This window comes from Limnoraphis robusta BA-68 BA1 (assembly GCF_034932365.1).
In the GTDB taxonomy this organism is placed as follows: Bacteria; Cyanobacteriota; Cyanobacteriia; order Cyanobacteriales; family Microcoleaceae; genus Capilliphycus; species Capilliphycus robustus.
Genome location: NZ_JAYGHR010000019.1, coordinates 42,454 through 57,027, shown reverse-complemented (window position 1 = coordinate 57,027; position 14,574 = coordinate 42,454). Strand labels below are relative to the sequence as shown.

General features: G+C 42.4%; 14 protein-coding genes. 10 read left to right on the top strand and 4 right to left on the bottom strand.

The window, feature by feature from the left end:
• Positions 1–29 precede the first annotated feature (29 nt).
• On the top strand, positions 30–518 hold the full coding sequence (locus VB836_RS09970; protein WP_323219211.1) for a transposase: 489 nt from the start codon (positions 30–32) through the stop codon (positions 516–518).
• Between the two features lie 39 nt (positions 519–557).
• On the opposite strand, the gene VB836_RS09965 is transcribed toward VB836_RS09970, so the two are convergent.
• Entirely contained in the window at positions 558–1,784 is a 1,227-nt protein-coding gene (locus VB836_RS09965; protein WP_323219209.1) for a hydrogenase, read from the bottom strand.
• Positions 1,785–1,989: 205 nt separating this feature from the next.
• Here VB836_RS09965 and VB836_RS09960 point away from each other — a divergent pair, with 205 nt between their 5' ends.
• Complete coding sequence (locus VB836_RS09960) at positions 1,990–2,223, top strand: hypothetical protein (protein WP_323219207.1); 234 nt, start codon at positions 1,990–1,992, stop codon at positions 2,221–2,223.
• Between the two features lie 143 nt (positions 2,224–2,366).
• On the opposite strand, the gene VB836_RS09955 is transcribed toward VB836_RS09960, so the two are convergent.
• The gene (locus VB836_RS09955) at positions 2,367–2,585 is read right to left on the bottom strand and encodes a hypothetical protein (RefSeq protein WP_046276636.1); all 219 of its coding nucleotides are present in this window, start codon (positions 2,583–2,585) and stop codon (positions 2,367–2,369) included.
• Between the two features lie 125 nt (positions 2,586–2,710).
• Positions 2,711–3,313, bottom strand: a complete 603-nt coding sequence (locus VB836_RS09950; RefSeq protein ID WP_323219206.1) for a superoxide dismutase — start codon at positions 3,311–3,313, stop codon at positions 2,711–2,713.
• A 529-nt stretch (positions 3,314–3,842) separates the two neighbouring features.
• On the opposite strand from VB836_RS09950, the gene VB836_RS09945 reads away from it, so the two are divergent.
• Both VB836_RS09945 and VB836_RS09940 read left to right on the top strand, forming a co-directional pair.
• A complete protein-coding gene (locus tag VB836_RS09945; RefSeq protein WP_323219205.1) occupies positions 3,843–6,029 on the top strand; it encodes a hybrid sensor histidine kinase/response regulator in 2,187 nt (728 codons plus the stop codon).
• A 177-nt stretch (positions 6,030–6,206) separates the two neighbouring features.
• Complete coding sequence (locus tag VB836_RS09940) at positions 6,207–7,583, top strand: response regulator (RefSeq protein WP_323219204.1); 1,377 nt, start codon at positions 6,207–6,209, stop codon at positions 7,581–7,583.
• Between the two features lie 33 nt (positions 7,584–7,616).
• On the opposite strand, the gene VB836_RS09935 is transcribed toward VB836_RS09940, so the two are convergent.
• Complete coding sequence (locus tag VB836_RS09935) at positions 7,617–7,823, bottom strand: hypothetical protein (RefSeq protein WP_323219203.1); 207 nt, start codon at positions 7,821–7,823, stop codon at positions 7,617–7,619.
• Between the two features lie 455 nt (positions 7,824–8,278).
• Here VB836_RS09935 and VB836_RS09930 point away from each other — a divergent pair, with 455 nt between their 5' ends.
• The 6 genes from VB836_RS09930 to VB836_RS09905 all read left to right on the top strand — a co-directional run bounded on the left by VB836_RS09930 (position 8,279) and on the right by VB836_RS09905 (position 14,411).
• Positions 8,279–10,780, top strand: a complete 2,502-nt coding sequence (locus VB836_RS09930) for a dynamin family protein (RefSeq protein ID WP_323219202.1) — start codon at positions 8,279–8,281, stop codon at positions 10,778–10,780.
• A 364-nt stretch (positions 10,781–11,144) separates the two neighbouring features.
• Positions 11,145–11,537, top strand: coding sequence for a KGK domain-containing protein (locus VB836_RS09925; RefSeq protein WP_323219201.1), 393 nt, complete (start codon positions 11,145–11,147; stop codon positions 11,535–11,537).
• Between the two features lie 221 nt (positions 11,538–11,758).
• Positions 11,759–12,007 carry an HNH endonuclease gene (locus tag VB836_RS09920; protein WP_323219200.1) on the top strand — a complete coding sequence of 83 codons (249 nt, stop codon included), beginning with the start codon at positions 11,759–11,761 and terminating at the stop codon, positions 12,005–12,007.
• A gap of 84 nt (positions 12,008–12,091) precedes the next feature.
• Entirely contained in the window at positions 12,092–12,304 is a 213-nt protein-coding gene (locus VB836_RS09915) for a hypothetical protein (RefSeq protein WP_046277158.1), read from the top strand.
• Between the two features lie 48 nt (positions 12,305–12,352).
• Positions 12,353–12,610, top strand: coding sequence for a cytotoxic translational repressor of toxin-antitoxin stability system (locus tag VB836_RS09910; protein WP_323219199.1), 258 nt, complete (start codon positions 12,353–12,355; stop codon positions 12,608–12,610).
• Positions 12,611–12,821: 211 nt separating this feature from the next.
• Positions 12,822–14,411, top strand: coding sequence for a glucose-6-phosphate isomerase (locus VB836_RS09905; protein WP_323219198.1), 1,590 nt, complete (start codon positions 12,822–12,824; stop codon positions 14,409–14,411).
• The last annotated feature ends 163 nt before the right edge of the window (positions 14,412–14,574 follow it).

Sequence of the window (14,574 nt, the reverse complement as noted above, 5' to 3'; positions counted from 1 at the left end):
CTAAAGCTTGTCGCAAACAAAAGCGACGAATGAATCAGGCAGCCAATCGAATCAGGGTGAGGATTCACAACTTAGTCTCGGAGTGCCACAAGCAAGTAGCCAACTATATCACGAGTCAATACAAGGTTATCTTCTTGCCAACCTTTGAGACTTCACAGATGGTTGTCAAATCTAAGCGAAAGCTAAATAGTAAAACAGCAAGGCAAATGCTAACTTGGTCTCATTATCGGTTCAAGTTGCACTTGAAACAAGTGGCTAAGAAGCGTGGAGTTGCAGTGATTGACGTCAACGAATCTTATACTTCAAAGACCTGTACTAAGTGCGGACACCAGCACTCAAAACTAGGTGCATCAAAGATATTCAAATGCCCCGGTTGTGGTCACGAACATGACCGAGACTGGGGCGGCGCACGGAACATTATGATTCGTGCTTTGAGGGACGGCTCCTTTGCTCTCAACCTATCGGTTGAAGGCATTGCCATCGCGTCAGATGTGTTTGTCCACAGATGTACAGCGTAACACCGTCAGCCAAAATCTAGGCTAGGGAGAAGAACAGATTCAAGCCTTCGGTTGTATCCAAACTTGCATCCCCTCAACCCGCAACGCCTTAGCACGAGTTCCGCAGAATTTCCCATTAGAACAAACCGGAACATCACCGACATTTTGGACGTGAGCCGTGTAAAAAATATCGTAGTTCGAGGCTTGTGGCCCAGTCAGTTCAATAGAAAATCCCTCAATTTGGCGGTTTTTACCGGGTTCGCCAACGGGAGATCCTTCGGAAATCATCGGAGTATCTCCCACTTCTGAAATATGCGCCCCATAACGTAAACTCAAACCGGGAACCGGAGGAACAATACTAATTTGAAACGCTTCTAAAGCCAGACCCTGGCCACGAGTTCCCGCATATTCATTTGCGCCATATTCGCGATCGCCGAGTCTTTGAATAGAAACTCTCAGCTTCAAACCAACAGGCTTGAGTTGACTGACTTGAGGAGGAATAGATTTTCCTGAAATGGGAGCATTTCCAAAAACAATATTTGTTCCGTCAATTGTGGGGAGTATTTTGGGAACTTCAAGACTCGGAACAATAATTACATCTTGAGGTGCCAGAGAAGTCGGTTCACCCAAAATGACAATATCAGGGTTAGCCGCAGGAGGTAAAGAAGTAGAAACCGTTTCGGAGACAGACAGAGCGATTTTACCGCGAGAAATCGCCACTGCTAAGGCTTTCCCAAAAGAAGCTGCAACCTTTTCTTCGAGGAGCACCCAATGTTCATCATCCAAACTCTCTGAAGTTTCTATCAAAGTCAGCAAAGCTCTTAAAGGATGTTCACCCGCAATTAGTGCTTCGACTTCTGTAGAAAGTTCAACCGTTGGATCTGTAATTTGAGTTCGCAGTTGAGTGGCAGCTTGTTTAACCGTTTGTAAGGGTGCAAAAGTCCCCTGATCCTTGTGCGTTAGACTCAAAACCCGTTCCAAGACGATTAAGGCTTGGGAGCGTAAATTTTGAGAGTTGATCGGCTGAACTTTCTGATGGAGTCGCTTTTCTAAGTCTGAGAGGGAAATTCCCTCTGGAGAAATCGATTCACCTTCTGCAATCACCTCTTGTTGGAGGCAGTTGAAGTCCCGATTGTATTTAACCAATTCCTCAAGTAATTGTTCTGAGATAGGTGTGCCAACTTGCTGAAGTTCTTGAGCCGCTAAACAGAGACGAGAGCCTAAGCTCGAATGACGTTTGGACAGAGAAGTGAGTTGTTGCAGTAAGGTTTGGTGTGCGGATTCCATAGGTATTTACTTCAATTCCTTTACAGTCTGGGTTGGTGATCTAAATCACAAGATTTTACAGGACAGATTACCTGTCAAAGCTGCATAAATTTTCAGAGTCGCTCCTAATGACATGATAAGTGCCGATGTTTTCGTCTAGCAGGTGGCGACGTGAATATTCGGATACTGAGAGGAACGAGCTACTTTGAAAGAGGAAAATCCTACTATGACTTGCATTCACGATGTTGTTAACCATGCTTTAAGTACAGGCTATCTGAGTCTAGAAGCCGAAGAACGACTACGGCAACTGTTACAAACGACTCGCTATGGAGTGGAAGAGATGAATGCTTTTGTCAACTTGCAGCTTGCTGCTATGGCGGGTCAAGTCAGACAAGAATCACGGGAATTACTCAGACAAAAGCGTGAATCTGAACGAGCCTTATCTTGTTCGGCCAGATGACTGGACTGGGGTTCAACCTCCAGTTCAAGGTCAATCTACCATGAACCGTTAATTTGTTTGTTGCCCTGGCAATATCCTTGAGAAGCGCGTGAATGACTAGGATTCGCAGGCTAATTTATTAGTTTTATGGGATAGCTGATCTATTAACGATCTGTTCCAAACACTTCCTCTTCAAGACCAACCCACCATTCACCCAAGTTCATCAAGTCTTTCTGAATATCTGCTAACTCTTGTAAATACGCTTCAAAATCAAGCTGCGAACGACGTTCCTGAAGTTTCTGTAATCGCAGTTGAACCAATAACCAAGGTTTCGAGATCCCCTCAGTTGCTTCGATATACTTGGCTAAATTTTCACTATTCATATAAAGATCACAAGACGACAACAGCGATGGAAAAGGCAGCCACTATAAGACTTGTGACTGCCTTCTCAGTTTAACAATATTTGTTGTGCAACCCAATCGCTACACCCAATTGCTGATTGTGACGACTAAGCGGCTGCTAAATTTTCAGCAACAAAATCCCAGTTGACTAACTTCTCTAAGAAATTCTCAATGTAACCCGGACGAGCATTTTGGAAGTCGAGATAATAAGCGTGTTCCCAGACATCCAAAGTCAGTAAAGGAGTTGCTCCTTCAACGATCGGGTTAGCAGCATTAGCAGTCTTTGTGACTTTGAGCGTACCATTGTCTAGGACTAACCACGCCCAACCGCTACCAAATTGGGTAGCTGCTGCTTTTTTGAACTCTTCTACAAACGCTTCATAGCTGCCGAAGTCCGCAGTAATTTTTTCGGCTAATGCGCCATCCGGCTTTCCGCCTCCACCGGGTTTCATGCACTGCCAGAAGAAGCTGTGATTCCAAACTTGAGCGGCATTATTAAAAATACCCGCTTTGCCGGGATCATTGGCGGTTGCTTTAACAATCTCTTCGAGGGACGAACCTGCTAAATCTGTTCCCTCAATCATGCCATTAAGGTTTTTAACGTAAGCGGCGTGGTGCTTGCCATGATGGTATGAAAATGTTTCCTTAGACATCCCAGAGGATTCTAAAGCATCTGCGGCATAGGGTAATTCTGGAAGTTCAAAAGCCATCGTGTTCAATCCTCTCTGAACGACTGTAGATCTGAGTTGACTGTGATAGGCTATGAGCCTACCATCACTCGTCCTCTCCCTAAAGGGATAACAACGAGTTTCTCATCTGGTCTACATAAATCTTTACATTGATTTCATTTTATAACAAACCGGATCAAAGCTAAAACTTTTTTGCGGATTTGAACAAATTGCCAGTAGAGGGGTCATCGGTATACCGCCTTTAAAAGGCTGGGCTTGCTTCGGACTCAACAAGCGAGTCAAGCTGTCCAGTCTTGACGGATTCAGTCCCCTAAACTTTAGGTATAATACCTACTGCCATCTTGATTTTGCCTCTACCGTCAGATAGAAACCCGGGTTGTGATTTCCATCACGAAGGTGTCCTAGATCACAGGGGGACTTGATCCCACTCATGCCTAAATACCATGAATTTTTGTAAAGATCAATAAATAATCAAAAAAAACGTGCTGGATTTTTTTAAATCTCAATAGTGAAACAAAAAACCATAATAAACGAAGAGGACAAACTACTGATGAGCTTGCAGCAATGGAGGGAGGAACAAGAATTAATATTAAACCAGATAGACAATGCGATCGCCCTATTTGATCAAAACGCTCATCTGATCCTATTCAACCTCAAACTAACGGAGTTGTGGGGCTTATCGATCGAACTCCTGGCGAGTCAACCTGATTTTGAGAAGGTTTTTAGAGAAATTGTCAACCAAGGGTACTGGAGCGAGGAACAGTGTCAACATTTAAAAGCTTGTTTGCTGAAATCTGAATCTCAAGGGTCGGCTTTTTGCCTAGAACAAAAGAACGGGGTTTGTCTAGAAGTTTACACGACTACCATGCCGAGTGGGGGATGCTTATTTACCTTTCGAGAGGTCACTTACTACCGCAACTCCCAAGCCAACCTCAACTCTGAAGTACGACGGTTAAAATTCCTACTGGGTTTAAATGAACGTTTGCAAAACTCCGATAACCTGCGAGAAATTGCTCAGTTTGCGCTCAACTACCTCGTGCGGGTGATGAATGCGGCTTTCGGGGATGTCAAAGTTGTCACAGGAGAGGGCAATCAAAGACAAGCAGGCCCGATTAATAACGAAATATCCAGTCAATTTATCGCCAGCTACGGAGAACCCGCCGTTGCTGAGATGCAAAAATTACTCGATCAAGGCATTCCTTACGGTCAAGGACTACTCTGGGAAGTCGTCGAAACAGGTCAACCCGTCTATGTACAAGACTACGCTAACCATCCTAAAGCGGTAGCCGGATTTCGTCATCCCGCGATTGGACAGTTGGGGATTTTCCCAATTCCGGCCATAGACGGTCGGATTATTGGAGTCTTAACGCTAGAGTCTCGCAATGTTGAACAATTGCAAGCCTATCCTCAACGGGATATGCTCTATGCGGCTTGTAGAACCCTCGGAGCCGCCATTGAACGCGCTCAGTCTCAAGACCGTCTCCGGCAAATTAACGAAGACTTAGAACGGGCTTCTCAGATGAAATCGGAGTTTCTGGCTTCTATGTCCCATGAACTACGAACGCCCCTCAATAGCATTTTAGGATTTTCTGACTTGCTGAAACGTCAAATTTCCGGTGAACTGAATCACCGCCAAGTTAATCATGTGAAACTGATCGAAAAAAGCGGTCAACACCTCCTCCAACTGATCAACGATATTTTAGATTTATCGAAAATCGAAGCAGGAAAGACTGAACTGAATCTTCAAGCGGTTGAGATTCATCGCCTTTGCAGCGAGTGCCTGAAGATGATCCAACCTCGGGCAGATAAAAAACGACTGGCTTTGTCGCTAGAATTGGATTATCGGATCAATCAGGTGTTGCTTGATGAGCGTCGAGTTCGACAGATCATCATTAATTTACTCTCCAATGCAGTCAAGTTCACACCCGAAGCAGGCAGCGTCAAACTCAGTGGACGCTTGGCTTACGGGAGCCAGATGCAGGGAGATTATCGTCCCGACTGTTCTCCGGTTAATGCCAGTACGCCATACCTGTGTTTGGAAGTACAAGATTCAGGGATAGGCATTCCAGAAGACCGTTGGCATCTACTTTTTCGTCCTTTTCAACAGGTGGACGCTTCACTGACGCGACGACATGAGGGGACGGGTTTGGGTTTGGCTCTGACAAAACGTTTGGCTGAACTGCATGGGGGTACTGTTTCTTTCCAGTCTGAGTTGAATACTGGAAGTCGGTTTCGGGTTTGGCTTCCTTTGACGGAAATGCGACAAACTCTTACACAAAGCGATGAACAGTCTGAACCCTCTTTGGAAACCTTGTCTAGTGCAACTCTTAGTTCAAATTCTAATCCTCGTAATGCTCCTCGCATTTTAGTTGTCGAAGATCAACCCTTTAATCAGTTGTTGGTTTCGGAGATTTTGGAGATGGAAGGATATCAGGTTGAATTGATCTGTGAAGGTCAAACGATGATGGAGATGATTAATTCACCATTTGTACAGGAGAGTATGTTACCTGATCTGATTTTAATGGATATTCAACTTCCTGAAGTTGATGGGTTTGAACTAATGCGTCAACTTAAGGCACATTCTATTTGGCAGTCTGTTCCAGTGGTGGCGGTTACGGCGATGGCAATGGCAGGAGATCGTGAACGCTGTTTGGTGGCGGGTGCAGTGGCTTACCTCAGCAAACCTTTGGATGTGGATCAAGTATTAGCGACGGTGAAATCATTACTCCAGAGTTAGAGACTGGGTTGAAAAAATTTTTGTATTTCAAAACAGAAGTCTTAGGGGCATTCTACAGCAAATATTTACTGATCAATATTAAGGTTAAAGCGAAAGGATTTTTAGGGAAAATTTAATTTAACCTAATTTGATCTATTTGTTTTGTCTGATTGCCCCGTCTGATCATTTACTAACCCTATGTCAGAGCGCTCACCTCATATTTTAGTTGTTGATGATGAACCTGCTAATCTTATTTTATTAGAAGAACTTTTAGGATCACAAGGTTATGAAGTTCTCTTAGCAGCATCGGGAATAGAAGCTATCGAACTGGCAAAAACCACATTGCCAGATTTAGTATTATTGGATATAATGATGCCGGATATGAATGGGTTTGAAGTCTGTGATTATCTGCGAAAAGATCAGCAACTCCAAGTGACTCCTGTGATTTTTCTGACCGCTTTAAATGATGATAATTCTCGTCTGAGAGGGCTAGAATTGATGGGGGATGATTATATTACAAAACCGTTTAATAGTCGCTTGCTTTTGGCGAAAGTTTCCAGTACATTGAAACTCCATAAAATGCGAAACCAAAGCTTTAAAACCTATAATAAAATGCTTTATGAAGGTGATCAAAAAGGTGCAGTTTCTATGCAGTTTAAGGAATATTTTTCGGAAACATTACGGTTATTTGTTCCTGAACAATTTCTTGAACGAATTGCTCCTGAAGGTTTTGAATCGATCAAATTAGGAAATTTCACCGAAGAAGAATTAACGATTTTATTCTGCGATATTCGCGGCTTTACAACCATTGCTGAGTCTCAAACTGCAAGTGAAACGTATGAATGGTTAAATGTGTTTTTTAATCAAATGAGCGCTTGTATTGACGCGAATTATGGCTTTATTGATAAGTATCTCGGAGATGCGATCATGGCGGTTTTTGATCGAGAACAGCTTCATGCACAAGATGCCCTTAATTCAGCGATAATGATGCAAAAAAGCCTCGAAAAATTTAACGAAGAACGCTCTCAATTTAGAATTAAAGAACCTCTAAAAATTGGTATAGGAATTAATACAGGAATTGGGATGATCGGTACATTGGGTTCAGAAAGTCGGATGGACTCAACGGTGATTGGAGATGTGGTGAATACGGCTTCTCGTTTGGAAGGTTTAACTAAAACCTATGGCTGTAAAATTATCGTCAGTCAAGCGACAATTTTTCACTGGAAACAGTCTTTAAACTCAAATTTACTAACCGACATCAACTTAACAGAAAAATCCAAAAAAGATTCGAGTTCATTTTATTATCGCTGGCTGGATAAAGTCGCCCCTCGCGGAAAGCAAAAAGCCATTAAAATCTATGAACTTTTTGGAAATCAACATCATCTGATGGATGTGAGTAAAATCGCAACATTGTCTTTATTTGAAACCGGGGTTAAAGCTTGGCAAATAGGAGATTTAACCCAAGCTTTAATCTATTTTCAAAAAGTGATTGAAAAAGATCCCACTGATCTTGTAGCAGAATTGTATATTCAACGGTGTCAAGAAGAACTGAAAATAGACAGTTCATGCTGTTAACTCAGTGGGAAGAAAAACCCTAAAAAAATAACTTTAAGTTCCCCAAGAATCAATAATAGCCTGTAAAGACTCTCCTACCTTTTGCCAGTTATTCGCTAAGTCTGTACTGCGATCTTTTTTGAGGAAATCAGCTTCTTTCTGACAATGAGAAGCTAGTCCTTGAATAACAGTTTTTATGCCGTGTTCTTCAATCAGTTGATTGAGAGAACGGATTAATTTTTCGTCTTTTGGTTCAACCATAATTCGACACAATTTTTGACTAAAAAGACTTGACAAATGACAGTATTCATTTTACCAGAACATACACATCAACCCGATTTCTAAACAGAATTTCAACATTTCAAGTCAGGTGTCGGGTGTCCAATGTCCTCTAGGGGCGGGTTCAACGATCAATGTATGTTTCCGAGAAATATAGCGGTGTGCGATCGCCTAAAAATTGAAAACCGCTATAGATTATTGATAACAGACATACATCTCGGCGGAGGTGCGCCCCTCGGCTGTAAAGATTGGTGAGTATCAAGAGAAATCAGGTTTATAAACGACGAGTAAGTATATTCTAGGACGTTCTAATTTTTCTTGAGTGTTTATTAATACATTAGAAAACCCGGAAAACACTGTTTTCGCTAGCCCCATACTCGGGTAACAATGTTAAATATATTACTTTTCTCGGGAAACCCGAATAGGAGCTTGTGATTATGAATCAGGGTATACCACAGTGTCAAAATTTGCAAGAACAGGTTGAGAGTCTGCTGGGACTGCTACACAGTGAACCGACACTCCGACAACAGGATGTGAGCGGGGTACGCGCCGCCCTCAATAAAGTGATTTCTCCCACGTTTGAAATTGTCTTTGCGGGGGCTTTTAGTGCGGGAAAATCGATGTTAATTAACGCATTGTTGGGGCGAAAATTGCTCTACAGCGCCGAAGGACACGCCACCGGAACCGAATGTTATATTCGCTATGCGGAACAAGATCAAGAACGGGTAGTGCTGACGTTTTTGAGTGAAGTTGAAATTCGCGAACAGGTAAAAACTCTGTGCGAACTGTTAAATTTACCTCTGGTTGGAAATATTAATCAACCGGAAACTTGCCAACATTTACAACAGCAAGCCCAAGAGATTTTAGAGATTGAAGGGGGTGAAGCCCGTTCTGAACGTGCTAAACAAGCAAAAGCATTGGAGTTGTTATTAGAAGGGTTTGAAGCTAATCGCGATCGCATTCAAACGCTGAATAATGCAATTTATTCAATGGAACATTTGAAAGCTTCAACCATTGAAGAAGCAGCCAAATTTGCATGCCGGAGTAAAAATAGTGCGGTTATCAAACGAATTGAATATTATTGTTATCATTCTTTGCTGAAAGATGGTAACGTGATTATTGACACGCCGGGGATTGATGCGCCTGTTAAAAAAGACGCTCAAATTGCTTACGATAAAATCGAAAATCCTCATACTTCGGCGGTTGTTTTTGTTCCGGCAGTAGCAAAAAATGGAGCAATGACAACACCAGAAACTGAACTTCTGGAAAAAATGCAAGGAAGTTCTGCAATTCGCGATCGCGTGTTTTATGTGTTTAACTATATCGATGCAACTTGGCATCATGATGGGTTGCTTTTTAAATTAGAGGCGATTATCAGAACTGATTTTCGCGATACAACTCGGGTTTACAAAACTAGCGGATTACTCGGGTTTTATAGCAACTTAGTTCAACAACAAACTTATCAATCTGATCGTTGGGGTTTAGATTCGATTTTTGCGGAGAGTGTTCACAGTAATAATGGTGTTGAAAATACACCGCAGTTTGTGAATGAATTTAACCGTTATTGTTTGGTTTCGGGGCGTTTACCGTCTAGCCAGTTCCCCATTCCTCCAGAAGTTTTAATTACAGATCATCCGAATGGAAAATATACTGCTATTCTCAACTCTCTGGGAAATTCTGTTTTAGAACATCTGATTAAAGATAGCGGCGTTGAAGAGTTTCGCAACGCCATGACTCGCTATTTGATGGACGAAAAACGCCCGCAGTTGTTTGAAGTGTTAGCGAATGATTTACAATCGGTTTGTATTAGTTTGCGAGAATCTTATCTGAAAGCTTGGCGAGAGTTAGAGAGTCAACCCCGTGAAGTTGATGCACTCAAAGAACTGAAGTTGAAACACCTAAATATCGAACTCAAACAAATTGGGGATGATTTTTGCAAACACATCGAAAAAGAGTTAAATTTGGTCGTTGCAAGTGCTGAAAATTTAGCTTTTGAGAGGGATTTTAAAAAGCTTCAGCATCGAATGATTAGTCGTTTGGATGTATTAATTACAAGCTTCTCTGTTGGGGAGACTCATAAACGCGCCCAAGCCAGCCATGAACGCAATGCAGTAGTCCCGATGATGGGAATTTTAGCAGAGGCTTTCTATTATCTAGCGAATGAGTTAGAAGTGGTTTTGGAGGATGGGTCTAAGGAGTTGATGGATAATTTCTTTTATCAACTTTCTGAACGAGTTCGTAAAGCGGATTTTTACAGCAAATTGTATCGTTTGTTGGGGAATGATAACGGGGTTGAACAGAATTTAGAACGCTGGTGTGAACGGGCGAAAGAGGCGTTAGTAAATGAGTCTAAAACCGAATGCGATCGCTATATTCGAGAACGTCCTGAATTTTATTCAGAAGGAACAGTTTCGGTGTTTCAATTGCGTCAAGTTTTACAAGAAGCTTGTCGGGGTTATGACTATGAAAGTATGGTGCAAGCGGAACCTGCTATTCGTCAATTGTTGAAGATTGATTTTGAGCCAAAACTTAAGGAAACGATTCTGCGAACTTATCGCCCAACGGTGAATAAAACCCTAATTCATCATTTGTTAGAACCGTCTCGAAAGCTGGCTAATCATATTTTGCAACAGCATGATAAAGCTTGTGAACATTTAGCCAAAACGTTGGATAAAGAAGCTTCTGAACAGTTGACGATTAATGAAAAGCAAAAGGTAGAGTTAAAGCAAAAAATTGAGGCTTACAATCAGTCTGTTAAAGGGGTTAACCAGTGTTTAGAAACGATGCGACTTGATCGCAAAACGTTACCTGAAATTTCAGAGATGGATTTATTGACTTTACCTGTTTTTGAGGTGAGTTCAACGGAAAGTTTACAAGAAAAACCTGCGGAAATTTATCAGTCTGAAAATGGGTTAGTTTCGACTGAGTTTGAACGTTAACCTCTCCCCTAACTACCAGGAGATGATCAAACCTCTCCCTACCCTCTCTATCCCCCCTGCCCCCCTTTGAAAGGGGGGTTAGGAGAGGGAAAAGGTGTCCCTAATGGGACTATTATTTAATGGAGAGGGGAGTAATAAAAGAGGAGGTTGGTGGGGGTTAAATTAATTAATAGCCTCCTCAAACCCCCCTTTCTAAGGGGGGCTAGGGGGGATTGGGGGAGGTTGGTGGGGGTTAAATTAATTAATAACCTCCTCCAACCCCCCTTTTTAAGGGGGGATCAAGGGGGGATTCAAGGGGGGATTGGGGAGGTTGGTGGGGGTCATATCGTGATATATAATGGAATCGTTTAGGAGATTAATTCAAATGGAAGATAATGTTATTTCGCAAAATTGCAATGATGATGATGTTTTGTTGTTTGAAGATGAAGCTCATAAAGTCAGCACTTTTCAATATAAGGTGTTCCGAGTTTTGATCAACAGGATATATAATACCTTTGTTGATGGACTAATAGCAGAAGGAGTAACAGAAGCCAAAATCGAACATTCTGATGATTTTAAATATCCGAATGCCGAATGGTTTAACAACGGTAAAGAATGTGAAATATTGAAACTCGGTTCAAAAGGATGGCAAAAAGGAAAAGTCAGGTTAAAAATCATTGTTGAATTTTGTCCAGATGAACCGGAAGTTTCTGAACCTGAGTCACCGTTAGATAGTTTGCGTCAGAAGTTAATGGAAAGTGAAACTGAACATAACTAATTATTGAAAAAGTAGGTTGGGTTGAGGAACAAAACCCAACAGTTATAATGGTTATTTTCACAAAAACAAACAGTTACAATGGTTATTGTTGGGTTCGCCAAAGCTTAACCCAACCTACAAGATGCGAGGATCAATCCCCTGAACTAAACCCAACAGTTATTATGATTTTTGTTGGGTTGCGCTATTGCTTAACCCAACCTACAGATAAGAGTAAAAAACAGATGAACGAAAAAACACCGAGAATTATTATTCCGCCTGAAGTGAGAAAATATGTATTTGAACGGGATAGTTATTGTTGTCAAAGTTGTCGGAAAACGAATTTAGAAGCAGAATTGACGATTGATCATATTATTCCCTTAGCAAGAGGCGGAAGTAACGACATCAGCAATTTACAAACCCTTTGTCGAAGTTGTAATCTGAAAAAGAGACATTATTTAGATTCTCGTTTCAAGCGTCGTTATACAGATTAACCCCAATCCCTCTATAATTGTGCAATATTTGAATTAGGAAAGTTATCTTGTAAACGACTAAATCGCGTATTGGATAGAGAGAAAATGAAATCGCGTCGCCAACAACTGCACAATTTAGTTGACCAAATGCCAACAAGTGAGCTAGAACGGTCTTGGGAAGTCCTGACAACGTTGTATTATGATGCCTATATGCTAAAGGCGATTCAATATGCTCAAAGAACTTTAAAACCAGGAGACTCTTTCACCACTGAGGAAGCGATGCGGGTGCTGTCGAATGATTATATGATTAAACATTGATAAATAAAGATATAGCTTCTAACATTTTGTGCTATTGCTGAATCTTCTGTGAACCTTGACGTGCGTTATGCTCGCTCTTTCCTGAGAGACTTAATCAGTTTAGAACCCCCGGTTTATAAACGGGTGTATGATTATGTCTTTGTTCAGTTCCAGCAACTTGATAGCCTATACGACTTACCGGAACTGCACCCCCTAGACACAAGCCTGCTTTTTTATCGCTTTACTCTTGATGATTATTTTATTGGTATTGAGGTAACGGGTCAAATTGTTAAATTTATCCGAATTTTACCCAAGCCGGAAATTTAACGAGCTATAAAATCTTTAGATTTGGTAAATGAAATACCTTCCTCCTCAAAAACTAATGGTAAATTAAAGTCGGTTGTGAGATCGGGTTCGGTCTAGCTGACCACAACCATGATTGATCAGGAAATATTGGGCGTGATGTCCGGCTTTCCTCATTAACAGCAGTTTGAGCGAAATTCTGCATTAGCTTTTGTAATTAGCGGAAGACGATACTATGGATGCCTCAGCACTTTGGCAACGCTACCAAGATTGGTTATACTATCACGAAGGCTTGGGGTTATACCTCGATGTGAGTCGCGTGCGCTTTGATGATGCTTTCTGCGAGTCGATGAAACCCCAGTTTGACAAAGCGTTCAAAGACATGGAAGCTCTCGAAGGGGGAGCGATCATGAACCCGGATGAAAACCGCATGGTGGGTCACTATTGGTTACGAGATCCCGATCTGGCCCCGACTTCGGAAATTAAGCGAGAAATCATTAGCACCCTCGAACAAATAGAAGCCTTTGCCAAAAAGGTTCATAGCGGCGAAGTGAAACCGCCCGGATCGCCAAAATTTACCGACTTACTCTCCATCGGTATTGGGGGTTCGGCACTAGGGCCGCAATTTGTCGCACAAGCCTTGACACCAGACTCTTCCCCCCTGAAAATTCATTTTATTGACAATACTGACCCGGATGGCATTGATCGGGTGTTGGGTGAGTTGAAAGATAGACTTCAAAGCACTTTAACTCTGGTGATTTCTAAGTCGGGCGGGACTCCTGAACCCAGTAATGGGATGAAAGAAGCCAAACACGCCTATGAAGCCCAAGGATTAGAGTTTAGCAAACACGCGATCGCCACAACCGGAGTCGGTAGCAAACTCGATCAATTCGCTAAGTCTGAAGGCTGGATCGAGACGTTCCCAATGGCGGACTGGGTAGGAGGACGAACTTCTGAACTCTCAGCCGTCGGTTTGTTACCTGCGGCGCTGCAAGGGATTGATGTTCGCTCGATGCTAGAAGGGGCGAAAGTCATGGATGAAGCCACCCGTAAACCTGACTTAAAAACCAATCCCTCGGCGTTGCTAGCCCTGAGTTGGTACTATGTCGGCAACGGTAAGGGCGAAAAAGACATGGTAGTGCTGCCCTACAAAGACAGTTTGCAAGTGTTTAGCCGCTACCTACAACAGTTGGTGATGGAGTCTTTGGGCAAAGAAAAAGACCTTGATGGCAATGTCGTTAACCAGGGGATAGCCGTTTACGGGAACAAAGGATCTACCGATCAACACGCCTACGTCCAACAGTTGCGGGATGGGGTGCCGAACTTTTTTGCGACTTTTATTGAAGTGTTGCAAGATCGCCTTGGGCCATCTGTTGAAGTTGAACCGAATGTTACCGCCGGGGACTATCTCTCAGGATTTTTGCAAGGCACTCGACAGGCGTTGTATGAAAATCAGCGAGATTCGATCACGATTACAATTCCAGAAGTAACACCGCGCACGGTGGGGGCGTTAATTGCGCTGTATGAACGGGCGGTGAGTTTCTATGGGTTTTTGGTGAATATTAATGCTTATCACCAACCCGGAGTCGAATCGGGCAAAAAAGCCGCAGCTACTGTCTTGAACTTGCAACAAGAACTGCTGAAAGTATTAATTGCAGAAGGGGCTGGACTGTCTTTAGAGGCTTTGGTTAAAAAAGCAGGGGCTTCTGAAAATGTGGAACAAGCCTACAAGATTTTACGACATCTAGCCGCTAATAATCGCGGTATTGTGTTACAAGGAAATCTGGCTCAACCTGCGAGTTTAACGGTGAGTTACAACGCTTAGGTTCATTAAGCCAAAACAGGCATTCTGAGGGTTGGGGGGGTTTATGTAGGTAGATTAGATTGTCAGTCCGTGACTTAAATCTACTTAGAACCCGCCCCTACGCGGGTGACTGTTCTCAAACACCCCGTTAGATCACCCTCCCTCACTTTTGGAATTGGATTTA